23 protein-coding genes are annotated in these 24,559 nt (G+C 34.8%); 4 read left to right on the top strand and 19 right to left on the bottom strand.

The window, feature by feature from the left end; translation table 11 throughout:
- Nucleotides 1-215: 215 nt before the first annotated feature.
- The 7 genes from CCAND38_RS01605 to CCAND38_RS01575 form a co-directional block, all read right to left on the bottom strand.
- Entirely contained in the window at nt 216-911 is a 696-nt protein-coding gene (locus CCAND38_RS01605) for a hypothetical protein (RefSeq protein WP_042343291.1), read from the bottom strand.
- A 50-nt stretch (nt 912-961) separates the two neighbouring features.
- Entirely contained in the window at nt 962-1,660 is a 699-nt protein-coding gene (locus CCAND38_RS01600; RefSeq protein ID WP_042343290.1) for a hypothetical protein, read from the bottom strand.
- 9 nt (nt 1,661-1,669) lie between these two features.
- Nucleotides 1,670-2,365: a hypothetical protein gene (locus CCAND38_RS01595; RefSeq protein WP_052458073.1), complete on the bottom strand. Its 696-nt coding sequence runs from the start codon at nt 2,363-2,365 to the stop codon at nt 1,670-1,672.
- Nucleotides 2,366-2,465: 100 nt separating this feature from the next.
- Nucleotides 2,466-3,179: a hypothetical protein gene (locus tag CCAND38_RS01590; protein ID WP_042343288.1), complete on the bottom strand. Its 714-nt coding sequence runs from the start codon at nt 3,177-3,179 to the stop codon at nt 2,466-2,468.
- A 152-nt stretch (nt 3,180-3,331) separates the two neighbouring features.
- Nucleotides 3,332-3,697 (bottom strand): PadR family transcriptional regulator, encoded by a 366-nt coding sequence (locus tag CCAND38_RS01585; protein WP_042008439.1) that lies wholly within the window; start codon nt 3,695-3,697, stop codon nt 3,332-3,334.
- A gap of 121 nt (nt 3,698-3,818) precedes the next feature.
- Nucleotides 3,819-5,420, bottom strand: coding sequence for an apolipoprotein N-acyltransferase (gene lnt / locus CCAND38_RS01580; RefSeq protein WP_042343287.1), 1,602 nt, complete (start codon nt 5,418-5,420; stop codon nt 3,819-3,821).
- A 47-nt stretch (nt 5,421-5,467) separates the two neighbouring features.
- Entirely contained in the window at nt 5,468-6,091 is a 624-nt protein-coding gene (locus CCAND38_RS01575; RefSeq protein ID WP_042343285.1) for an NUDIX hydrolase, read from the bottom strand.
- A 7-nt stretch (nt 6,092-6,098) separates the two neighbouring features.
- Between CCAND38_RS01575 and pyrE the strand changes: the two genes are divergently transcribed.
- Nucleotides 6,099-6,740, top strand: coding sequence for an orotate phosphoribosyltransferase (pyrE, locus tag CCAND38_RS01570; RefSeq protein ID WP_042008452.1), 642 nt, complete (start codon nt 6,099-6,101; stop codon nt 6,738-6,740).
- A 90-nt stretch (nt 6,741-6,830) separates the two neighbouring features.
- On the opposite strand, the gene uvrB is transcribed toward pyrE, so the two are convergent.
- The 12 genes from uvrB to tgt all read right to left on the bottom strand — a co-directional run bounded on the left by uvrB (nt 6,831) and on the right by tgt (nt 21,311).
- Nucleotides 6,831-8,816 (bottom strand): excinuclease ABC subunit UvrB, encoded by a 1,986-nt coding sequence (gene uvrB / locus CCAND38_RS01565; RefSeq protein ID WP_042343282.1) that lies wholly within the window; start codon nt 8,814-8,816, stop codon nt 6,831-6,833.
- A 55-nt stretch (nt 8,817-8,871) separates the two neighbouring features.
- The gene (locus CCAND38_RS01560) at nt 8,872-10,035 is read right to left on the bottom strand and encodes a TraB/GumN family protein (RefSeq protein WP_042343280.1); all 1,164 of its coding nucleotides are present in this window, start codon (nt 10,033-10,035) and stop codon (nt 8,872-8,874) included.
- A 6-nt stretch (nt 10,036-10,041) separates the two neighbouring features.
- Nucleotides 10,042-11,256: an erythromycin esterase family protein gene (locus CCAND38_RS01555; protein ID WP_042343277.1), complete on the bottom strand. Its 1,215-nt coding sequence runs from the start codon at nt 11,254-11,256 to the stop codon at nt 10,042-10,044.
- Between the two features lie 34 nt (nt 11,257-11,290).
- Nucleotides 11,291-11,854, bottom strand: a complete 564-nt coding sequence (locus tag CCAND38_RS01550) for a GNAT family N-acetyltransferase (RefSeq protein WP_042343274.1) — start codon at nt 11,852-11,854, stop codon at nt 11,291-11,293.
- 226 nt (nt 11,855-12,080) lie between these two features.
- On the bottom strand, nt 12,081-13,223 hold the full coding sequence (locus tag CCAND38_RS01545) for an acyl-CoA dehydrogenase family protein (RefSeq protein ID WP_042343272.1): 1,143 nt from the start codon (nt 13,221-13,223) through the stop codon (nt 12,081-12,083).
- 292 nt (nt 13,224-13,515) lie between these two features.
- Nucleotides 13,516-14,382: a ComEA family DNA-binding protein gene (locus CCAND38_RS01540; protein ID WP_042343269.1), complete on the bottom strand. Its 867-nt coding sequence runs from the start codon at nt 14,380-14,382 to the stop codon at nt 13,516-13,518.
- A 21-nt stretch (nt 14,383-14,403) separates the two neighbouring features.
- Nucleotides 14,404-16,248: a penicillin-binding protein 2 gene (gene mrdA / locus CCAND38_RS01535; protein ID WP_042008425.1), complete on the bottom strand. Its 1,845-nt coding sequence runs from the start codon at nt 16,246-16,248 to the stop codon at nt 14,404-14,406.
- The gene (locus CCAND38_RS01530; protein WP_042008424.1) at nt 16,245-16,751 is read right to left on the bottom strand and encodes a hypothetical protein; all 507 of its coding nucleotides are present in this window, start codon (nt 16,749-16,751) and stop codon (nt 16,245-16,247) included. Before CCAND38_RS01530 ends, mrdA begins: the two co-directional genes overlap by 4 nt.
- Nucleotides 16,744-17,577 (bottom strand): rod shape-determining protein MreC, encoded by an 834-nt coding sequence (gene mreC / locus CCAND38_RS01525; protein WP_042343266.1) that lies wholly within the window; start codon nt 17,575-17,577, stop codon nt 16,744-16,746. The genes CCAND38_RS01530 and mreC overlap by 8 nt, the downstream gene beginning before the upstream one ends.
- 233 nt (nt 17,578-17,810) lie before the next feature.
- On the bottom strand, nt 17,811-18,839 hold the full coding sequence (locus tag CCAND38_RS01520) for a rod shape-determining protein (RefSeq protein WP_042008422.1): 1,029 nt from the start codon (nt 18,837-18,839) through the stop codon (nt 17,811-17,813).
- 233 nt (nt 18,840-19,072) lie between these two features.
- Nucleotides 19,073-20,152, bottom strand: coding sequence for an LptF/LptG family permease (locus tag CCAND38_RS01515; protein WP_042008421.1), 1,080 nt, complete (start codon nt 20,150-20,152; stop codon nt 19,073-19,075).
- A gap of 28 nt (nt 20,153-20,180) precedes the next feature.
- Entirely contained in the window at nt 20,181-21,311 is a 1,131-nt protein-coding gene (gene tgt, locus CCAND38_RS01510) for a tRNA guanosine(34) transglycosylase Tgt (RefSeq protein ID WP_042343263.1), read from the bottom strand.
- A 204-nt stretch (nt 21,312-21,515) separates the two neighbouring features.
- Here tgt and metG point away from each other — a divergent pair, with 204 nt between their 5' ends.
- From metG to CCAND38_RS01495, 3 genes are all read left to right on the top strand, one after another.
- Nucleotides 21,516-23,579, top strand: coding sequence for a methionine--tRNA ligase (gene metG, locus CCAND38_RS01505; RefSeq protein ID WP_042343260.1), 2,064 nt, complete (start codon nt 21,516-21,518; stop codon nt 23,577-23,579).
- A 250-nt stretch (nt 23,580-23,829) separates the two neighbouring features.
- A complete protein-coding gene (locus CCAND38_RS01500; RefSeq protein WP_042008417.1) occupies nt 23,830-24,075 on the top strand; it encodes a hypothetical protein in 246 nt (81 codons plus the stop codon).
- A 125-nt stretch (nt 24,076-24,200) separates the two neighbouring features.
- On the top strand, nt 24,201-24,559 hold a 359-nt coding region (locus CCAND38_RS01495; RefSeq protein ID WP_042008450.1), incomplete at its 3' end, for an N-acetylmuramic acid 6-phosphate etherase family protein.

The following is a 24,559-nucleotide window of genomic DNA, read 5'->3' as shown; positions in this document are numbered from 1 at the left end:
TTTCTTGTACCATCATAAAGGCGTATTGCGATACGCCCCTACGGTTTCCTATACCATCGTAAGGGCGTATTGCGATACGCCCCTACTTAAGGTTTTTGTTTCCAGAGATTACTCAAATCTTTGCAGATTCTCCTTTCAAAAAATACATCTATCCATACAGAGCAGTAGAATATATAAAGTTTTTTTCTACTCATTACTTTTTGATATTCTTAAAATTACTTGATATACTGAGTTTTGTACTCAGAATATAATTCCTGAAGATATTTGTCACGATGTTTGGGAAAGTAGACCATTAGCACGTACATCAAAACAAGTAGAAACGTGAATACTGCAGAATAAATTATGTACGCCATTTCAGTATCAGGAAAATCACGCCAAAACTGTAAACTCATCTGACAAGGAAAGAAGAAAAAGAAAGTATGATCATTCAATCGCAAAATGATATCCTCAAAAAGCCACTTTTTATCACCTTTTTGTTTAAGCGTACGTCTGTTTTTAACCATAAATACAATAGCAGCAATAAAAATGGCAAGAGACAACGCGGGAACCATAATTTTTGCGTTCCCAAACAAAGTAAATAGTGAAAAAATGGAGATAACAATACAAAATATCAAGATTATTTTGGAAATAACAAACAGTTCTTTGGTTTTTTTCCACAACATTCGATTATAACGTTTACTCATTTGTTTGGTTTTTTCTTCTAATACATCCATAAACCCAAACACTCCAAATTTACGGAATTCTTTCTGCAAGGCCGTTTCAAAATCGTCGTCAGGAAATTCTTGCCAATGCGTTTCGATAGCATTTGCCAGATGGTCAACCAGTTCAGTTTGTACGTCGTAATATTCCACGTAATGCTGACGCGTAAATTCGTACAGACGTTCGATTTGTTTTGGGGTTACTTTTTTCATATTATATACTATTCTATTTTTATTATAAAGACATATTGTAATATGCCATACTAAGTAGTTATCATAAAATCTTTATATTCGGGATACAATTCCATTAGATACTTATCTCGATTTTTGGGTAAATAATAAAAAACTAAATATACCGATATGCCTAAAAACGTAATTAAAATCGAAAAAACAGCCATAAAAGCAATATTTTCTCCCAAATATCTAATAAAAAAATGAAGCTGAGCCAACAATCCTAACGCCCCCACATAGTTGTTATACCCTAAGAGGACGTTTTCAAAAAGCCATTTTTTATCAGTTTTATTTTGATATAACTTGGGTTTTGAAAGTAAAAAGGCATATATGAAAAACAAAATGATAAGTGTCATACTACCAACGATTTCAGCGGCTATATCCTTGAAGAAATACAAAACTGTATAAACAACCAACGCAATACACAAAGTCATCATTATTTTAGGAAAAGTAAAAAAGTCTTTAATTTTTTGCCATAGTATTTTGCTGTAACGTTTATTCATTTCTTTAGTTTTATGTTCCACCACATCCATAAACCCAAACACCCCGAACTTGCGGAATTCTTTCTGCAAGGCCGTTTCAAAATCGTTGTCAGGAAATTCTTGCCAATGCGTTTCGATAGCATTTGCTAGATGGTCAACCAGTTCAGTTTGTACGTCAAAGTATTCCACGTAATGCTGACGCGTAAATTCGTACAGACGTTCGATTTGCTTTGGGGTTACTTTTTTCATAGTAGAAACTTAGTTTGAGAGTTCAAATTTGTATTCGGGGAACATTTCCAGAAAGTAGCAGTCACTATTTTTCGGAATATGATAGCTTATAATATACGTGTAGATAAATTGAAGTGTAAAGCCTACAACAATAAATAAAATAGGAATATGCTGCTTTTGAATGAACAGCCAATAATAAAGAATGATGTACATAGAAGTGTGTAACAACAAAGGATAATTATCCTGATACAGAAAGATGTTTTTGAAAAGCCATTGTTTGTTTGATTTTCTTTTGTAAATAGATTTAGTTTTCAGATAAATGATACCTTTGAAAATATAAAACGTAATGATAATTCCTAAGAAAGGTATCCACATAGTATTGAAAGCGGAAAGTAATGTATATATTACAGCTGATATAAAAAGAGTAAGTAGTATTTTAGGAAAGGTGAAGAACTCAATTTTTTTCTTCCAAAGCACCCTTTTGTACAATTTTTCCATTTGTTTTGTTTTCTCCTCTACAATATCATTAAACCCAAACACCCCGAATTTACGGAATTCTTTCTGCAAAGCCGTTTCAAAATCGTCGTCAGGAAATTCTTGCCAATGCGTTTCGATAGCATTTGCCAGATGGTCAACCAGTTCAGTTTGTACGTCAAAGTATTCCACGTAATGCTGACGCGTAAATTCGTACAGACGTTCGATTTGTTTTGGGGTTATGGTTTTCATAAAATTTTTCGATTTTAGTTTATGTGTTTTTATTTGGGTATTTCTATTCGGAATTACTTTTCATTGTAATTTTCTGACTTGTAACAAACTCGCATTACTTTTACGATGTAAGTTTTGCTACTTTGTATTCTTTATATGTTTCTGTAAGATATTTTTCACTCTTGAAAGGAATATGAAATAACACCAAATAGCAAAAAATATAAATAAGAACTATGACAAAAGAAAATATGCTTATAAAATATTTATTTTCAATATGTTCAGTATGATGAATATTAGCCATAGAAAGTGTGTTAAGTATGATTACTAAAAGAGAAACACACCAACTATTATTAAAAATAATATCCTTTAAAATCCATTTTTTGTCGTTTTGATTCTGTCTTTTCTTCCTGATATATTGTTGGATGAAGAAAGAAATAATTGTTAAATAGGTACTCATAAACAGCACATTAACAACGGTTCCTTTGTCAGAAGATAGGTTTAACAAAATAAATAATGACATTGTCAGAGTTATTATCATTATAATTTTTGGGAACGAGAAAAAAGCGATTATTTCTTTCCAAATAATGTTCTTATATCGTTTACGCAGTTGTTTTTCTTTCTCTTCTGTAATTTCCTTAAAACCAAAAGTACCAAACTTTTGAGCTTCTTGTATTAAAACGATTTCAAAATCGTCGTCAGGAAATTTTTGCCAATGCGTTTCGATAGCATTTGCCAGATGGTCAACCAGTTCAGTTTGTACGTCAAAGTATTTCACCTGACACTGATGCGTAAATTCGTACAGACGTTCGATTTGCTTTGCGGTTATGGTTTTCATATTATATGGTATTACTTTTTATTGCAGAGATATGTTGCAATATATTTCTACGATTTTGCTTCCACTGATAACACAAACTTCAACAGAATATATCTAAAATCTAAAAAATAATCCGTCAGGGTATCTGTGGAATATTTTTATATTTATTGGAATTATAGTTTTACAACGGGTACTAAATCCGTATCTCCCTGAGGATTAATAATGTTCTGAAGACAAGCTATGAAATTTTGTATTTCAGACACCTGTTTTTCGGTTTCTTTGATACCGCTCTCCGTTATTTTATAGTATTTACGAATGCGGTTGTCTACCTGCTCAATTTCAGGTGTAAGTAATCCTTGGGCTTCGAGTTTATGCAAAGTTGGGTATAAAGCACCTTCAGTTATGGCAATCTCTCCTTGCGAAAGCTGCTTTACCTTCTGAGTAATTTCATAGCCATACATTCGTCCGTTGTCCTGTAACAGCTTCATAATGATGGTACTCAGACTTCCTTTATAGAGTGCTGAATTTTGTTTTTTCATCGTCTTATATATTTATGTTGCAAATATACATAATTTTCTTATGTAATAAAATTTATTACAAAAAAAATAAACCTCCAACCGTAAAGGCTAAAGGTTTAAAAGTTTTACTATTTGCTGTTTACTAATTACGAAATATCACCTCCCTTTTCCGAGCTATTGCGTATAAAAACACAAACAAACTCAAAAAATAGGATATTCGAGCTAAATAATCCCCTGTTTTCGTGTAAAATGTAATTTTTTCATTCAAGTTGATAGTCCCTCGTAAGCTACCTTGCGTATCATAGGGCAATGAACTTAGCACATCGCCTCGTTGATTAATAAAAGCTGAAATTCCTGTATTGGCACTTCGGGCGATACTTCGGCGAGTTTCGATGGCTCTCAAACGTGCATAACTTAGTAATTGCTTATGTCCTTGGGTGTTTTGCCACCAAGCGTCATTGGTCAATATAGCCAAAAAGTTCGCACCGTTTTTGATGTAATCGGTCACAAATTCACCATAAATTGACTCATAACAGATAATTGGAGCAGCCTTTCCTTTAGTTTGCTCCCCGTAAAACACACTTCGATGTGGTTGAGTAGTTTTTAAAGCTACTGTTCCTCCTAAATCTATCAACGTTTCCCCAAAAATAGGCTTTAAAACACTTTGATATGGGAAGTTTTCCACACCAACCACTAATTTCGATTTATGATAAAGAGGAATATCGGCATTTTTATTTAGCAAAAAAGCTGAATTGTAGTCGTTGTACCAAACGTTGTGTTTTTCCAAATAGTTGCTCTGAGGAGTTAATAAGGATTCATCTTGGATAAAATCAATCATTGCTACACCGCCAACTATGTTCAATTTCGGATATTGAGCCACCATTTGTCGTAATATAGAAATCTCCCATGATTGTTGCAATTGGTTCAACTCTATATTATCTCCAAAAACAGTTTCAGGAGTAACAATAAAATTGACGTTATGATCTATTTTATCTTCAGATAACTTGACTAATAAATTAGCGATTTCAGGATTAGAAATCTGATATTTTTCATAATAAGGATCTACATTTGGCTGTAAAACAATAACATCTATCGGGTTTTCATCTTCTTTGTAGTTAATATACGTGAAATAAGAAAAAATAATAGGCACAGCAAAGCATAAAACCGAAATTCCAACACCCTTAGCCAATATTTTTCTGTTTTTTGTTTCAAAAAAAGCGTTTACGTATAAAAATAAAATAATATTAACCAACCAAACCCACAAGGTTCCGCCAAAGGTTCCTGTATATTCGTACCACTGTACCCAAGCAGGATATTCTGAAAATACATTTCCTAAATTCAACCATGTCCACGAGATATCCCATGACAAATGAAATTTTTCGAACGATAGCCATATTGCTACTAGAAAAATATATGCTACTTTCCGAACCATTCGTTTGGCTACTATGTGATATAACATAAAAACGATGGTCATCAATAAAGTATTTGCTAAAATAGCAAAAACTGCACCGCCTTGAGTAGAATGCCAAATCCACCACGTGGTAATTACGTTCCAAGCTAAGAAAGATAAATAGCTAACGAAAAACAATTTTCGTTTGGTATGCTTGTAATTTTTACGGATATGTTGCTCTGCAAACAGTAAAGGTACAAACGCTATGAATATAAGCATCGCAAAACCATAAGTAGGCCACGAAATTGCTAACAGTACTCCTGAAAGTAAGGCTAATAATATGTTTCTTTTCATTTCTTATGTATTATTCCAAAGCAAAAGAACTCTTTTTTAAAAGAAAATCACTCCTTGTTCTCCCCTATTCCTTCAAATATTTTTTGAATGCTTCGATATGAATTGTTCAACAGCTCTGGAATCTCGGAGAGAGCTTTCCAACGTACTTTTTCAATATCTTCTTCTGTTTGAGGTTTTAGTTTTCCTTTGTATTTGGTGAACATATCATACCAATAAGTCTCTTTCATGAAATATGCTCCATCATGCTTAAATATGTGATAGGTAATCGTATTAAAACGTATGATTTTCAATTTTTTAACTCCTGTTTCCTCTTCCACTTCACGCAAAGCACAAACAACGATGTTTTCGCCTTTTTCCTTCTTTCCTTTAGGCAAATCCCACTTACCTTGTCGTTTTATGAAAAGTATTTCACCCTTTGCATTGGTTACAATACCCCCACCTGCCTTTATGGTCGTAACTTTTTTCTTGAATTTTTTCAAAAGTTTTTCCTCTTTCGGATGATAAAGGTAGATTTTATCAACTTCTTCTTTATTTATTTCAGAAATAAGAAATTCAATAGTAATTTCCTTTTTTAGAGGAAAATATTTGACATTCTTATTATTTTCACCTACATTTGTCTGCTCTACACTTGTTAGAACGATAGATTTATTGTTTACAAAAATTTCATACATAATCAAAATGGTATTAAATAGTAACACTGCACAAAAAACAGCTGAATTTTTATTGCAAATAAAAGCAATTAAATTGAATTCTGAAAATTCTTTTACATGGGCTTCGGGCTGGAAATCGCCAATTTATTGTGACAACCGTATAATTCTCTCATACACAGAGGTTCGTAATTTTGTTGCCTCACAAATGGCTGAACAAATTAAGGAAAAATTTCCAACAACAGAAGTGGTTGCTGGAGTTGCTACTGGAGCAATTGGTATTGGAATGCTAGTAGCAAATCTACTCGGTTTGCCTTTTATTTACGTACGTCCTGAGCCTAAAAAACACGGTAGACAAAACCAAATCGAAGGGCTTCTGGAAGCAAATCAAAACGTTATCGTTATTGAAGACCTTATCAGTACGGGGATGAGTAGTTTGAATGCGGTTAAAGCTCTTAAGGATAGTCAAGCAAATGTTTTGGGAATGATTGCGATTTTCTCCTATGGATTCGATTTGGCTCACACCAATTTTGCAAATGAAAAAGTAGAACTATATACACTTAGCGACTACGAAAATCTGTTGACACAAGCGTTAAAGGTAGGGTATATCACTAAAGATGAGCTACATACTCTCAAAGAATGGCGTCAAAATCCATCACAATGGCGACAGTAAAGATTTGATACATGCTCGTGCTAAAATTCGTCCGGAAAGTTTTGTCAATGAACCATTAAAGGCAAAGCTTTTCGGACGTTTTTTATGATTCTAAATTGTTTCCAATTCTTTAATCTTATCGCGCAATTGTGCTGCTTTTACAAAATCTAATTCTTTAGCAGCAGATTCCATTTGTTTTTTGAGTTCTTTTATTTTTTTTGTCCGCTCTTTTTCTGTCATATACGAAATTTCGGCTTCTGCTACATGTTTAAACGAAGGGTCGTAATGAAATTCAGTAATTGGACTTTTGCTAAGTGTATTTTCGATTTTTTTGTTTAATGGCTTGGGAGTGATTCCATTACGGAAATTGTAATTCATCTGTTTTTCACGTCGATAGTTGGTATCATCAATGGTTACTTGCATACTTTGAGTAATTTTATCGGCATACATAATGGCTTTTCCGTTTACGTTTCGGGCAGCTCGTCCCACCGTTTGAGTCAGCGAACGTGTAGAACGCAAAAAGCCTTCTTTATCAGCATCTAAAATGGCAACAAGCGAAACTTCAGGTAAATCCAAACCTTCACGAAGCAGGTTTACGCCCACCAAAACATCGAACAATCCACGGCGTAAATCTTGCATAATTTCCACTCGTTCAAGGGTATCCACATCGCTGTGAATGTATCGGCAACGCACCCCAATTTTGGTCAAATATTTAGTAAGCTCTTCCGCCATTCGTTTGGTAAGAGTGGTTACCAAAACACGTTCGTCCTTTTCTACACGAAGCTGAATTTCTTCCGCCAAATCGTCAATTTGGTTTTCGCTCGGACGAATTTCTATTTCGGGGTCGAGCAATCCTGTCGGACGAATAATCTGCTCAACATAAACTCCTTGCGTTTTTTGAAGTTCATAATCAGCAGGTGTGGCACTTACGTAAATTACCTGATTCTGAAGTGCTTCGAATTCCTCAAATTTCAGTGGACGATTATCCAAAGCAGCGGGTAAACGAAACCCATATTCTACCAAATTTTCTTTTCGACTGCGGTCGCCTCCGTACATTGCGTGTACTTGCGGAATAGTTACATGACTTTCATCGATGACCATCAGAAAATCATCAGGGAAATAATCCAACAAGCAAAACGGACGCGAACCAGGCTCTCTTCCGTCCAAATAACGTGAATAATTCTCAATTCCAGAGCAATATCCCAACTCGCGAATCATTTCTAAATCGAAATTCGTGCGTTCTTCCAAACGTTTTGCTTCCAGGTGTTTACCAATTTCTTTGAAATATTCTACTTGTTTAACCAAATCTTGCTGAATGCTCCAAATGGCTTTTTGTAACACATCGGGCGAGGTTACGAACATATTGGCAGGATAGATATTCAAACTATCGTAACGTTCTAATACTTTGTTAGTTTGCGGGTCGAAAACCTCAATTTCTTCGATTTCATCTCCAAAGAAATGAATGCGGAAAGGCGTATCGGAATAGCCAGGGTAAACGTCCACCACATCACCTTTCACTCGGAAATTTCCGTGAATGAAATCGGCAGTGGTTCGGGCATACAAACTTTGCACCAAACGATGCATAAATTTGGTTCGTGGAAGTACTTCGCCTCGCTTTATGGTGATTACATTCTTCTGAAATTCAATAGGATTCCCGATTCCATACAGACACGAAACGGAAGCCACAACCAACACATCACGTCGTCCTGAAAGCAAAGAAGAAGTAGCACTAAGCCGTAATTTTTCGATTTCTTCATTGATGGATAGGTCTTTTTCGATGTACGTTCCCGTAGTGGGAATGTAGGCTTCGGGTTGGTAATAATCGTAATACGACACGAAATATTCCACCGCATTGTTCGGGAAAAAGGCTTTAAATTCACTATATAATTGAGCAGCAAGGGTTTTGTTGTGAGCTAGAACAAGCGTTGGACGTTGTACATTCTGCACCACATTAGCCACAGTAAAGGTTTTCCCTGAGCCTGTCACACCGAGTAAGACCTGATATTTTTCCCCTTTTTCGATGCTTTGCGTGAGTTGCTTAATAGCTTGAGGTTGGTCGCCAGTAGGCTGAAAATCAGATTGTATAGAGAATTGCATTTTAGTATTGTGTAAAATATATTATAATTAAAACGAGCTATCGTTGTTCGTAAACTTAATTGCTGCTCTGTATCAATAAATTAAAGTCTTTGGGTTCTAATGTAATATAGTTTGGATATTTCCCAAAATTGTAGGGAATGGAAATTACCTTTAAAGGTTTTTTTACAACTTTCAACTCGTTAGAAAGAAAAAACTGTTTTGTTGTATTTTTGGTGAGAAGTTTTATTGTAGCATCTTTCTCTGCAAAAAAATGCTCAACAACAATTTCTTGTGAATCCTTTTTAGGAACAGAAATTTCTGCTTTTTCAGGAAAATCAAATAAGATGGCATAGTAGCTGTCTTTTAAAGCAGAATTCAAAAAACTTCCAAAAAAAATTGCTTGAGGGCTTTTTTCTCTTTTAGAAGATTTTGCTACAAGGTGATTTCTTGACCATATAACAGATTTTCCGTCTGTTAAGTTAAGAATTTCATTGGATAAATTCTCAGAAACAAGAGAAACAATTTTAGCCTCATCATTGTTTACTTTTGCTATTTTCAGTAATGTATTGGCAGAGTTTACATCTTTCATTAAGTAATTGTAATACTGATTTTTAGGCAATTTTTCAATCTGACTTATATTGTCCTTGTGCCAAGCCACGATTTTTTGACAAACGCCAATAACATAATCCTCGGTGATATTTTCTACCCATTTTTGTGAAGTAGATTTACTTTCGCTTTTGTCTAATGGAGAAATATATTTATAAAAAAAATAGGACGGGTAAGGAGAGGAATACTCAGTGCCGTGTAAACTTATCTTTTTTTTGGGATTTTCTAAGTTATATTTTTTTAAAAAAGAAATCAAATTCCAAAAAGCGGAGATTTCAAATATAACATACTCTTTTTTTGTTTTGGAGGGAATTTCTGCAAATATGGAATCTATTTTTTTCTTTTCGTAGACCGAATCACTATTGATATAGTCATTAAAAGGTCTTAATAGAATGTCTGTCGCTGGTACGAAAACGTTCTTAAATTCTTTGTTTTTAATCAGAAATTTGCTTATCTCGAAAGCATAAGAAGAAATTTCTTCCGATGGGAAAGGACCAATGTCCCCCAACCCAACTACTTTTATTTCATCTGTAATTTGTTTATCTAAAATACTATCTAGAGATATTTTTTTTAAATTTTGAGTGTAACAAAATGAAATCAATAAAAAACAGGTAATTGATAATAAAAATTTCATAAAAAATTATTTTAAAATTCTAATAGGGGTTACATTCTCCAATATTACTAGTATGTCCAAATCATCAACAATTAACATTATTTCTTTTCCAAACAAATCCAAATCACTTAACATCAATGGCCTTTTCTTCTGTAGCAGTTCATTATCTGAGAGCAAAACTCCTTCTTTGAACTTGTATTTTCCTCTCAGGAAAAAAGGAAAAGCGTAATTTGGACACTTAAAAGATTTATTTTCAAAAGGAAAAACTGATATAGGAGTTTCCTCTTTTAGAACAGCTATAGTTGCTTCTTTGGAATAAGTTGTTGCTATAGTAAAGTACTGATTTCCATATTTTTCCCTTAGAAAACTTCCTAAGCGTTTTGTTAAAATTTGATAATATGTTTTTTTATCTTCTTTCTTATAGTAATCTGTAATTGGTAAAATATGAGCATTATGTGCCCAAACAACACTCTTAGAATCAGCTAATTCACAAACATTAACAGCCATTAGGCTATCTCTGTATGTTTCATAATCTTGATGTCTTTTCTTAAGATGGCGTTGGGTAATGTAAGCCTTAGCATTTCGTATGTCCATTGAGCATAATTGAAAATCTTCCTCTTTCAATTTTGATTTTATTTTGTCTTTATTTTTTTCAAACCAATCGTAAATATTACTAATGGCTAACGAATCATTATGAGGAAGTGCCCATCTCTCAATATTTTTATTGACAAAATTAGTATCTATTTTCGTTAGGTAGTTATGTGTTAGATAAGGAATAGGAACAGGAACTATGGTATCAAAACCTCTGAATTTTACTTTTTGCTTACTTTTTAAATTGTGATGCTTTAACCAAATAAAAAAATCAATGTACTCTTCTGTAAAAAATATAGAATTTTTCAATTGAGCATTCACTAATGACTTAATTTTTTCATCGCTAAATTTCTGATTATCATCTAATAAATAGTTATTAATAGGACGTAAATTTATATCTGAATATTCAAATATAATTTGTTTTACTGATTGATTTTCAATAAGATATTTGCATAATTCGGTTTTATAAAGCACAACCTCTCTCCCTCCGTGGGTGAACTCTCCCAAGCCAATAATTTTCACATCGTTTGGGATTTTGTCGAAAACAGTTTTATCTATAGTAACCTGTCCTGTTTTGGAGAAAATTCGGTTGCTTTTCTGACCATAGGAATGGTAAAAACATAATAGAAGTAATGGTAAAAGTCTAACCATATTTATTACTTTTTAATGGATATATAATACTAGTTTACAATAACTTATTTTCAAAAACCAAATGTTTATAACTTCCACCTGCTAGTGATTGTCTATTCACATATTCAAATCCTAAGCGAGTATAGAGCTTTTCGGCTTGTGGATTTTTTTCATCAACAAGTAGCCCGATTTTTCCAAGTTTGTGTTTAGAAACATACTCTTTCAGAAAAGTAATTAATTGTGAACCAATGCCTTTTCCTTGTCCCTGAGGGCTTACGCTTACTGTGTCGATATAAATCTCTCCTTCGGAAGTTTCGTCTTCAACAATGATTTTTCTTCCAGAAATTTGCTCAGACAATGTCAGAACAGGCTTTCTAAGTTCGTGCAAATCGGCACCATCATAAAAAACTAAAGAGCCAATAGCTTGGCTATTTTCTTCAAAAACAATTGTGTTTGTATAGGAATATTGATTTCTTTCCTCCAAAAAAAGCATTTTTAAGAAAGAAATTGCTTGAGTTTTATCTTCTTTTCCAATGAGTTTGAAAACAATTTCTTCCATTGCCTGAAACATCAGTGGAGCTACAAAATCAGCATCGTTTTTTATTGCAAATCGAATCATTTTTTTACAATTAAGTGTTTACTTTCAAATATGCGGTATGTCCTATATAAAAACATCTTTTTCAAAGAGTTAAAAATTAAATATTTACAGGGTTTCACCTTAATTTCGTAGAAATCTTACTAACATATCATAATGTTCGAAGTATCATGATTTAGTAAGATTTCATACAAAAAAGATAAAGCTAATGCTTTTACCATGGCATTAGCTTATTGTATATTATTCGGAATTAGGCTTTATCTATATTTCGACTGATGACCAATTTTTGAATTTCAGTAGTTCCTTCTCCAATAGTACATAATTTGGAATCACGGAAAAATTTCTCGACAGGGAAATCCTTAGTATAGCCATAACCACCGTGAATTTGAATGGCTTCAGTGGAAACTTTTACGCATACCTCAGAAGCATACATTTTTGCCATCGCTCCTTGCTGGGTTACTTTCTGATTTGTATTTTTCAAATAAGCGGCTTTATGCAACAACAACTCGGAAGCCTCTATTTCAGTTGCCATATCGGCTATTTTAAACGCAATAGACTGAAAATCAATCAATCTTTGTCCAAACTGCATACGCTCCTTGGCATATTTCACCGAGGCTTCATAAGCTCCCTTAGCAATTCCTAACGACAAAGCACCGATAGATATACGTCCTCCATCCAAAATTTTCATTGCTTGAATAAACCCATCTCCTACTTCTCCCAATCGATTAGAGTCTGGAATTCTACAATCTTGAAAGATAATTTCGGCCGTTTCACTGGCTCGCATTCCTAATTTATTTTCCTTCTTACCACTACTAAACCCTGGAGTACCGCGTTCTACCACAAAAGCTGTTATACCATGTTTATCTCCTTTTTCTCCAGTACGTGCAATAACAACTGCTATTTGACCTGATTTTCCATGTGTTATAAAATTTTTAGCTCCGTTCAACACCCAAAAATCACCGTCTCTCACAGCTGTTGTACTCATTCCTCCTGCATCAGACCCTGTATTATGTTCAGTAATTCCCCAAGCTCCAATCCACTCACCTGAAGCCAATTTTGGCAACCATTTTCGTTTTTGTTCTTCATTCCCAAAAGAAAGTATATGATTTGTACACAGTGAGTTATGAGCTGCTATCGACAAACCTATCGATGGGTCAACCTTTGAAATTTCTTCCACTATGGCTATATACTGATGATAGTCAAGCCCCGAACCTCCATAAACTTCAGGAACTAAAATTCCCATAAAGCCCATCTCTCCTGCTTTCCTGAATACCTCAACGGGAAACTCCTGCGATTCATCCCATTTCATGACATTAGGACGAATATATTTTTCAGAAAAATCTCTGGCCGTCTCAGCTACAATCTTTTGTGTTTCGGAATAACTAAAATTCATACGCTATTTATTTTTATATGGTTGCTATTTAAATTTTATCAAAAGGCCAAGATCCTTACCTCAATCACCTAACAACAATCTGATAACAAATAATATAGTACAGATTATACAAATTTTCTTCCTTTACCAAAATCCCGAACATATGTCGAAAACCCGAACATATGTCGAAAATATGTGTAATCAAGATAATAAAAGTTCGGCAGGATATGACAATTCCTTTTTGTAAAGCATCACGAACTGCTAACCTCTCTCGTGAGCAATATTACATAAATAATTTGAAAAATAAAAGTATTTAATCCTCAATAAACAAATAAAATTGGAGTTTTCGTATCTTCAATGTGTCAAATTCATTGATTTCCAACAAATCATCAAATTTTTTAAAATTTCCCAACTCACTTCGTAACCCAATGATTTTCTTAGCTTCCTCGTATTTAAGATACGGAATTTTAGCTAATTCTCTGAGGGTTATCAAGTTAATATCTTTTTTAACGATATTCGGAAGTGTTTTTACTTCAAATTGTATTTTGAGTAGCTCAACAACATCTGTTTCCAAACCATATACCTCGGCTAATTGATCCATCTCAACAAATCCTTGTAGACGTTCTTTGTATTTTAATATTCTGTCTGACAACACATTACCTACTCCTTTTACTTCCATCAGTTGTTCTTTGGTGGCTGTATTAATATCTTGTTTTTCTTTGTGAGAAGAGGTCAATGAAGTTTTTACCTTTTGGTAATCATTTGATTTTTTGTTGTTTACCCATTCAGGGAATTTGAACGCTGGAGCTATTTTTTTCAGTAGAGAATCAGAAATTTTTGTAATATTTTGAAATTCTTGGGTACTATTTACAAATTTACCTTGCTTACGAAAAGCCAATAATCGATCTATTTCTTCGGTAGACATTCCTAAAATATATCCCTTATAATCAGTAATATAATTTGGATTAAAGGGATAGATTGTATCTTTTTTGGGACGTAACGCTACAGTACGCAACGAATCGACCTGTTTTTCTATGTTTGCAAACAATTGCGAAGATCTTTCAGATGTTTTTTCACTGAAATCAACTACAAAATAAGCGATTTGTATCAATACAATGAGTAGTAGCAATAGGAAGATTCCAATTCGCTGATTTCTTTTGAAAAATGGAAAACCTTTCATATAAAAACCCTCCTTACATTCTTAATCTTTTTTCAACTGCTTAGCATATTCACTTTCCAAACTTCGTTCGAACATACGCTTTTCCAAGTCAGTACGCTTCACTTCACCATTGAGATATTTTTCAATCATCAAAGAAGCTACTGGCCCTGCGATGCGTGAACCAAACGAACCATTTTCAACAAACACAGCTATGGCTATTTTAGGATTTTCTAAAGGTGCGAATGCTACGAAAATGGAATGATCTTCAAGTTTTGTGCGTACTCCATTGATTCGGATAAAGTTCTCAGCTGTTCCTGTTTTTGCTGCTACATCTACCCCTTCAATGACAGTACCTCGTGCCGTTCCATAATTATAGGTCATATTCATCCCTTGAATAATAGGTTCAAAGTGTTTTTCGTCTATAGTGGTATGTTTAGGTTTAGTAAACTGTTCAAAAGGAGTCACCTGACCATTTATTTTCTTCACTATGTGAGGTGTGTAAAAATAACCACGATTAGCCACAATAGCCATCACATTTGCCAACTGAATTGGAGTGGTAAGCAATTCTCCTTGCCCAATTGAGTTGGAAACGTTATTCGAACTAGTCCATCGACCTACCCCATACGCCCTGTCGTAAACGGATGCGTCAGGCACTTTTCCTGGACGACCAATGGGAAAATCGCTCCCCAAAAAACCTCCTAAACCAAAACTTTTGAGATGATTCGCCCAAGCATCCATCCCAATAGCTGTTTTAGGGTATTTTTCAATCGAACGCCTATAAGAATTGGCAAAATAGGAATTACATGAAAATGCAATTCCGTGATACAAATCATTACTTGAACGACCACAATGACAACGCATCACACGATTTCCATAGTGATAGCCACCACCACAACTGAATCGGGTGTTTGGATCAATCACTCCTTCCTGTAAAGCAATCAAAGCGTTCACTACTTTAAAAGGTGAAGCTGGTGGATATTCAGCCAATAAAGCTCTGTCATACAAAGGCTTAGCAATAGAATCTTGGTATAAGGCTGTATAATTTTTGGAACGTTGCCGTCCCACCAATAAATTAGGGTCAAATGACGGAGCAGAAACCAACGCTAAGATTTCACCCGTTTGAGGCTCAATAGCGACAACGCCACCTCTCTTGTTTTGCATGAGCTGTTCTCCATACGCCTGTAAATGAATGTCGATGGTCAATTGCAATGCTTGTCCCATCACAGGAAGCGTATCAAGAGCGCCATTCTTATAACTACTTATTTGACGATTATGTCTGTCTTTTTGGAAGTAACGCACCCCTTTTTCTCCTCGTAAAAAAGTCTCATACTGTTTTTCAACACCTTGTCTACCAATAAGTTCCCCCGAAAGATAATATGAATTTTCTTTCAATTCCCATTCGTTTACCTCACTGATATACCCTAGAACATTCCCTGCATTATGAGTCAAATAGTGTCGTAAGGCTCGTTTCTGGATATAGAACCCGTCAAACTTTCGCAATTTTTCTTGCAAAACTGCATAGTCAGCTTTTGATAATTGATTTACTAAAACGGAAGGTTTTCGATAGGAATATTTTTTAGCCTTTTTCAAACGTTCTTCAAAAACTTCTTTGTTGATTGACAGCAAATTACATAGTTCCAAGGTATCAATACGTCTTACCTCGTTGGGGATAACCATCACATCATAAGCAGGTTGATTCGACACCAATAGCTCTCCATTTCTATCATAGATATAGCCTCTTTCTGGATAGTCATAAACCACCTCAATCGCCACATCCGCATCAGGACGCGCATCTTCATTGAAGGCGATAACCTGTAGATAAATCAATCGCAATGAAAAGATAATACCAGTTAAAATTATAGCGAAAAAAAGTAAATATTTTCTCATTTTTTCGTATTGCTAAATATGTAAATAAACAGCAAGCAAACAACCGTTGTGAAGAAAGAAGCCACACCAATCCTCGCAAAAGTCGTAAGCAAATGATTAAAATTAAAAATTTCGAGAAAATAAAATAAAATATGGTGTAATATAACCAATAAAACTACGTAAACAAGCACCTTTGTAAATGGATGCTGTTGTAATTTTATTTCTTGATAGTCTAGATTTTTCCCAAAAACCAAAGTTAAAATACCTGACCTAAAATAGGCTACAAACACACTACTTGCTGCATGCAACCCTCCTGTGTTAGAAAAAATATCTACACACAATCCTAATAGAAAAGATGCAAACAGAAAAGGAACTCTGTTTTCTCGATAAGGAGATAAAATGATAAACAACAGATAGACCATCGGATTAACATACCCCCAATAACTAATATTATTAAAAATAAGAACCTGCAATAGCAGTAGCACGACAAACAATACAGTATTCTTTATAAAAATATTATTCATAGGAGATCTGGTTTTCTAAATTATGAATCTCTTGTTTATCCTTATTTTCAATGATATACACAAAATCAATCTTTGCCATATCGGTGAAAAGTTCCACATCAATCACATATGAATTGTCCATCTGACTTCTGTTAATAGCTACAATTTTCCCTACGGGAATCCCTTTTGGAAAAATGTTTGACATTCCTCCCGTTATAACAGTATCTCCTTCTTGAATAGGTGCAATATTTGGTATATCAACTAATTGCACAACATTAATTCTATCTCCGTTCCATTTCAAAGAACCAAAATGTCCTGAGTTCTTAACCATAGCATTTAATGCTGATTTGGTATTCAAAACACTTTGCACGGTCGAAAAACGGTTTCCCGTATTTTCAATGATTCCAACAATTCCTTTAGAAGAGATAACTCCCATATCTTGGGTAATGCCATCTTTCGCTCCTCTGTCAATGGTCATGTAGTTTTTACTATGTAAAAAGCTATTCCTGATTACATTAGCCTTTCTAACTTCATATTTCAAAGAATCAAAAAACTGCAGTGAATCCATAAAAACATAACGACTTTCGTACTGTTGCATTGCCAACAATTGTCTACGAAGTTCTCTATTTTCTTCGCTAAGCATTTCATTCTGAGTACGCAGATCAAAATACTGACGCCAATAATTTGTAAATCGATAGAATGTACCAGAAACAGCATTTGCTGAATTGATGAATTTACTTTGGGGATAAAAATTATCCCTGAAAATCAATGATATAGAAAAAGAAAAAAGCAACAAAAACATGAAAAAATTTTTCTTACGTATAAAAAACAAAATGATTTGTTGCATAATTTCGTAAAAATATAAAATTTATTTGATTGTTTATTTGATTTTACATTAGACGTAACTTGCCAGAGACAATGTTATACTCCAATGGCGAACGCTCACCAAGAACAAAAACTCAGACAAATTTCCTTCATTTATATTTGCATATCAGCAGGATATATTCAAAACAATAAATTCCTGCTGAAAAACAAAACTTTCATCTCTATATGAAATATAGATTCACGGAACCTCATTTACTATTTCAAGAGAATACTTCTGAATTTATTGATATTTTTGAGTGTAATTCCCGTTCCACGAACTACAGCTCGCAATGGATCTTCAGCAACATACACAGGTAAATCAGTTTTGAGAGAAATACGCTTATCTAAACCACGAAGCATAGCTCCTCCACCAGCCATATAAATTCCTGTGTTGTAAATATCAGCTGCTAACTCTGGAGGCGTTTGCGAAAGGGTTTCCATAATCGAATCCTCAATACGCAAGATGGATTTATCCAAAGCCTTAACCATCTCACGGTAGGATACTTGTACCTGTTTTGGCTTTCCTGTTAGCAAATCACGACCTTGCACACTCAAATCATCAGGGGGAGATTCTAAATCTTCAGTGGCTGCTCCAATGGTGATTTTGATATTCTCAGCCGTACTTTCCCCTACATATAAGTTGTGCTGCGTACGCATGTAATGCACGATATCAGAATTAAAAATATCCCCTGCAATTTTCACTGATTTATCACAGACAATTCCCCCTAAAGCAATTACAGCAATTTCTGTAGTTCCCCCTCCAATATCTATAATCATATTTCCTTTGGGTTGCATAATATCCAACCCAATACCAATAGCGGCTGCCATGGGTTCATGAATCAAATAAATATCTTTTCCGTTCACGCGCTCACAAGATTCGCGTACAGCACGGGTTTCCACCTCTGTAATCCCCGAGGGAATACAAACTACCATACGCAACGAAGGTGAGAAAAAACGTTTTTTCAATGCAGGAATACTACGAATGAGCATACTAATCATCTGTTCTGATGCGTCGAAATCAGCAATAACTCCATCCTTCAACGGACGTATAGTCTTAATATTGGGATGCGTTTTTCCTTGCATCAATCGTGCTTCTTTACCCACAGCGATGATTTTGCTGGTGGTTCGATCTTGTGCCACTATTGAGGGACTATCAACCACGACCTTGTCATTGTGGATAATTAACGTATTCGCTGTTCCTAAATCTATCGCTATTTCTTCTGTTAAGAAATCAAAAAAGCCCATATTTATCTTATGTGTATTACTTTATTTTTTTATATATCAATAGCCTACAAAGGTAAGCATTTTTTGTGAAATTAGACTGCAAGTTTAAGGAAAAAAAAGGGGTTCTGCAAATAAATATGGTGAAAATCATATAAAAAGAACGGCATAAATCATATACTAAAAAAGTTGTTCAAATAATCCACATCATTTTTACGATATAATTCAAAGTTCATCTCTTCATATCTATTTAATTATTAATGCTTTATAGTTCTAAGTAAATATAATGCTAATGCTAAAAAAATCGCATTTGGGATGATGACTGCTGTCAATGGGGATATTCCCGAGGTTTCGGCAAGTGTTCCAAAAACACGATCAAAAAATATAAATATAAATCCAATAGCGATTCCAAACGCTAAGTTTGCTCCCATTCCCCCTCTGCGTTTTACAGAAGAAACCGCTACTCCAATGAACGTAAGGATGAATGCCGTAAACATCAATCCCCAACGACGATATTTCGTTAATAAATAAAGATTTATATTAGGAGAACCCTTCATTTTTTCTCGTTCAATAAATTTGTCAAGTTCAAAAATATTTTTGCTTTCAGCAGCATATTCAACAGGCATCAAATCGTCAATAGTAAAAGCAAACAAGGTGTCAAGCTCATATCTTTTTTCTAAAATCTCCCCTTGTTCAGTGAGTGTTCTTTTGACGTAATCCGTTAAACGATATGTTTTTACACTGTCATTTTCGATCCACTTAATGGATTGTGCCATAATTTTGTGTTTCAAATGTACTCCGTCAAAATGCTCTACTGAAAAGTTATATCCTGTTTTGGTTTCATAGTTGAATGAACTCACGTAGAGATAGTCATTTTCGGAGAACTGGTTGTACAAATCAGTCACACTGGTAGTATTCTTACTTCCTAAATATTTATCGTAGAACTCATTATAAATCTTACTGGCTGCAGGGGTTATGAACATCCCCATAAAGAAAACAATGATCGAAATGATTGTAGCTCCGATGAGATAAGGCTTCAAAAATCGATTGAATGAAATTCCTGAACCAAGTATTGCAATAATTTCAGTGTTATTAGCTAACTTAGAGGTAAACCATATGATAGATAAAAATAAGAAAATTGGAAATAAAATGTTGGCAAAATAGATAGTAAAACTTGCGTAATAAATCAAAATTTCGTCAATAGGTGCATTCCGACTTATCATCTTATCCACTTTTTCCGACAAATCCACTACAATTCCAATAGGAATAAAAAGAATGATAAGCGTAAAAAATGTGGCTAAATAGCGTTTTAATATGTACCAATCTAATATCTTCATACTCATTTTATTTCAATAATAACCATACTTACAAACGGGTAGTCATTTGTCGTATCATTTGTTCTTTCCAAATGCTGAAATCACCGGCCAAGATGCGTTGTCTGGCTTCTCGGACTAACCAAAGGTAAAATCCTAAGTTGTGAATCGAAGCAATTTGTTTACCAAGATATTCATTGGCAGCAAAAAGATGTCGCAAATAGGCTTTGGTATACTGCACATCCACAAACGTATGTCCATCAGGATCAATGGGTGAAAAATCATCTTCCCATTTTTTATTTTTGATATTAATAACTCCTTGTGAGGTAAAAAGCATACCATTCCGAGCATTCCGCGTTGGCATCACACAATCGAACATATCAACCCCTAACGATATGTTTTCTAATATATTGATAGGAGTTCCTACTCCCATCAAATAGCGAGGCTTATCCTTAGGGAGAATATCACAAACTACTTCGGTCATTGCATACATTTCCTCCGCAGGTTCTCCTACGGACAATCCGCCAATCGCATTTCCGTCGGCTCCTTTGGAAGCAATGTATTCCGCTGATTGTTGGCGTAAATCTTTATACACCGAACCTTGTACAATAGGGAATAAACTCTGAGAATAGCCATATTTGGGAGGTACTTTTTCCAAATGAGAAATACAGCGGTCAAGCCAACGATGCGTCATCGCCAATGAACGTTTTGCATATTGATAATCACAAGGATAGGGAGTACATTCATCAAATGCCATAATGATATCTGCTCCAATACTGCGCTGAATTTCCATCACATTTTCGGGTGAAAAAAAATGGTATGACCCATCAATATGACTTTTAAATTTTACACCCTCTTCTTTAATTTTTCGGTTAGCCGCCAAAGAATAAACCTGATACCCCCCGCTATCGGTTAGAATATTTCTGTCCCAATTCATGAACTTATGTAAGCCCCCTGCTTTTTCTAAAATCGCAGTTTGCGGACGTAAATACAGATGGTAGGTGTTTCCTAAAATAATATCCGGATTGATGTCCTCTTTGAGTTCTCGCTGATGCACCCCTTTCACCGATGCTACTGTACCTACTGGCATAAATATAGGGGTTTCAATAACTCCATGGTCTGTGGTGATTTTTCCTGCTCGAGCCTTCGTTTTTTCGTCTGTTTTTAGTAATTCAAATTGCATATTTTCTCGTAAGTCAAGGCTTACAACTTTTTTAAAATGAGTTCAATTCGGCAAAAATACGAAATCAATTACGAAATGCGAAAATTAAATGTAAAAAAATATGCTTGAGGGTTGAATCTAAGTGATCTTTATCAGAAAAATATTTTTTGACTATTTTTAAATATACACTATCTTTGCCAACTCATAGTTATATTCAAAAGAAACATGGCAAAAAGAATTACAATCACAGCGGCATTGCCCTACACCAATGGCCCCATTCATATCGGACATTTAGCAGGAGTATACGTTCCTTCGGACATCTACGCACGTTATCAACGTCTGAAAAACAACGATGTAGCCTTCATTTGCGGAAGCGATGAGCACGGTGTAGCTATCTCTATTAAAGCAAAAAAAGAGGGAATCACTCCACAAGAAGTTATCGACAAATATCATGCTATCATCAAACAATCTTTTGAAGATTTCGGAATTTCATTCGACAATTATTCCCGAACTTCTCTACCCATACACCACAAAACAGCGGCTGATTTTTTCAAAAAACTCTATGACCAAAATGATTTTATAGAGGAAGTATCACAACAACTCTATGACGAAAAAGCACAGCAATTCTTAGCTGACCGTTTTGTGATAGGCACTTGCCCAAAATGCAACAATCCTGAGGCGTATGGTGATCAATGTGAAAAATGTGGTAGTTCCTTAAATGCCACAGACTTAATCAATCCAAAATCATCTATCACAGGTACTACTCCTACGATGCGTGAAACCAAACACTGGTTTTTACCCTTGAACAAATACCAAAAATTCATCGAAGAATGGATTTTGAAAGGTCATAAAAAAGACTGGAAGCCAAACGTTTACGGACAAGTAAAAAGTTGGTTAGACGATGAGTTGAAACCACGTGCAGTCACACGCGACCTGGATTGGGGAATTCCGGTCCCCGTGGAAGGTGCTGAAGGTAAAGTACTTTACGTTTGGTTCGATGCTCCCATCGGCTACATCTCTTCAACCATTGAATGGGCAGAACGAGAAGGTAAAGACTGGAAACCCTATTGGAAAGATAAAGACACAAAATTAGTCCATTTCATTGGTAAAGACAATATTGTATTCCATTGTATCATTTTCCCTGCCATGTTGAAAGCCGAAGGGTCGTATATTTTGCCCGAAAACGTACCTGCCAACGAATTTTTAAATTTAGAAGGCGATAAACTTTCTACATCTAAAAACTGGGCTGTTTGGCTACATGAGTATCTGCAAGACTTTCCAAATCAGCAAGATGTATTGCGTTATGTTTTAACAGCCAATGCACCTGAAACCAAAGATAACGACTTCACTTGGAAGGATTTTCAAGCACGAAATAATAATGAATTAGTAGCTATTTACGGAAATTTCATAAATAGAGTGATGGTTTTAACACAAAAATATTACAACGGAAATGTACCAACACCAAATGAATTTTCCAACACAGATTTACAGGTATTAGCTACGTTAAAAGAATTCCCGAACATAATATCTAACTCTTTGGAATCCTATCGCTTCCGTGAGGCATCACAAGAGTTAATGAATTTAGCTCGTTTGGGAAACAAATATCTCGCTGATGAAGAACCTTGGAAACTTATCAAAGAGAATCCTGAGCGTGTAAAAACACAAATGTATATCGCTTTGCAAATTGCAGGAGCTTTAGCTGTCTTAAGTGAACCTTTTTTGCCTTTTACAGCTGAAAAACTATGCAACATGCTTAACTTTAACAATTTACAGACAAAACCAACATGGAACAGTATCGAAATAGATCAACATATCATTCCTGCTAATCACACGTTAGGGAAATCTGCTTTGTTATTTGAAAAGATTGAAGATGATGCTATTGAAAAACAATTAGCCCGTTTGGAAGCTACGAAATCAGCAAATAAAGCACAAGTTGTGGGCAATATTGAACCTCAAAAAGAATTGATTTCATACGAAGATTTTGCAAAAATGGACATCCGTATCGGAACTATTTTAGAGGCAGAAAAAATGCCTAAAGCTGACAAATTATTAATTTTAAAAGTAGACACAGGAATTGATGTTCGCACCATCGTTTCTGGAATCGCCACAAGTTTCAATCCACAAGATATTATCGGCAAGAAAGTAACCGTTTTGGTTAACTTAGCTCCAAGAAAATTGCGTGGTATAGAAAGCCAAGGAATGATTTTAATGGTTGAAAATACAACAGGACAATTTGTATTCCTAAACCCTGATGCGGATCAAATTTCCAATGGAACGCCTGTGAAATAGTTTAGAAACTCAACGTTCGTATCCTCGTTAATCAGAGATAAAAGAAAATGCATCAAATCTAATTATCACAAACACATTGAGTTTCGAACTTAGTTTAATTTATACCTTTTATAAATAAGTTTTAACTGTAAACAATCTAAATATATATAACTCATTTTCAGTTATTTAAATTGTTTCTATATTCATTTCATCGTACCTTTGCATCAGAATTTAGAAGTTAAAATAATGTTGAATTAAAAAATAAAAGGTTATGGCTATCAGATTGACAAACGGTTGTGTAAACTGCCAAAATTTACAGGAAAATAATGTATGTAGTGTTCACCATACAAAAGTAGAAGCTAAATATACTTGTGACAGCTTCGATATGACAGTAGCAGCGAAAGATGCTATCAGTTGTGGTACATGCGTTCGTTTCAAGACTGCACAGTGTGCCCATCCAGCAAAAGCATCTGCTGAAATGTTATGCTCGTCATGGGCTCCAGGAGCAAAAGCATAATTTGTTCATATTAAATAGACTGATTTTTTAGAAAAGCTACTCTTTATGAGTGGCTTTTTTCTTTTTACATAATTTTCTATTTTGCTAAATTTATTCCTATATTTGCCATACAAAATGGAACCTCAATGAGTTTATATCGAAAAATTACGGAGGAGACTTCGGCTTATGATAATCTTGAAGAAATGGACGTCAATTCTTTGCTCCATAACATGAATAACGAAGACCGAAAAGTACCCGAAATGGTTGCTTTAGCCATTCCTCAAATTGAAAAATTAGTGACCGCCCTAATTCCTCGTTTTGAACAAGGCGGACGGCTTTTTTACATTGGAGCAGGAACCAGCGGACGCCTTGGAATCCTTGATGCCTCTGAAATACCTCCAACCTACGGAATGCCCCACGATCGAATAATAGGACTTATTGCAGGTGGCGACTCCGCTATCCGAAAAGCTGTCGAATTTGCTGAAGACGATCCTTTACAGGCTTT

Origin of the sequence: Capnocytophaga canis, assembly GCF_000827555.1 — a bacterium.
GTDB lineage: Bacteria > Bacteroidota > Bacteroidia > Flavobacteriales > Flavobacteriaceae > Capnocytophaga > Capnocytophaga canis.
This window is presented reverse-complemented; position numbering and strand designations above follow the sequence as displayed.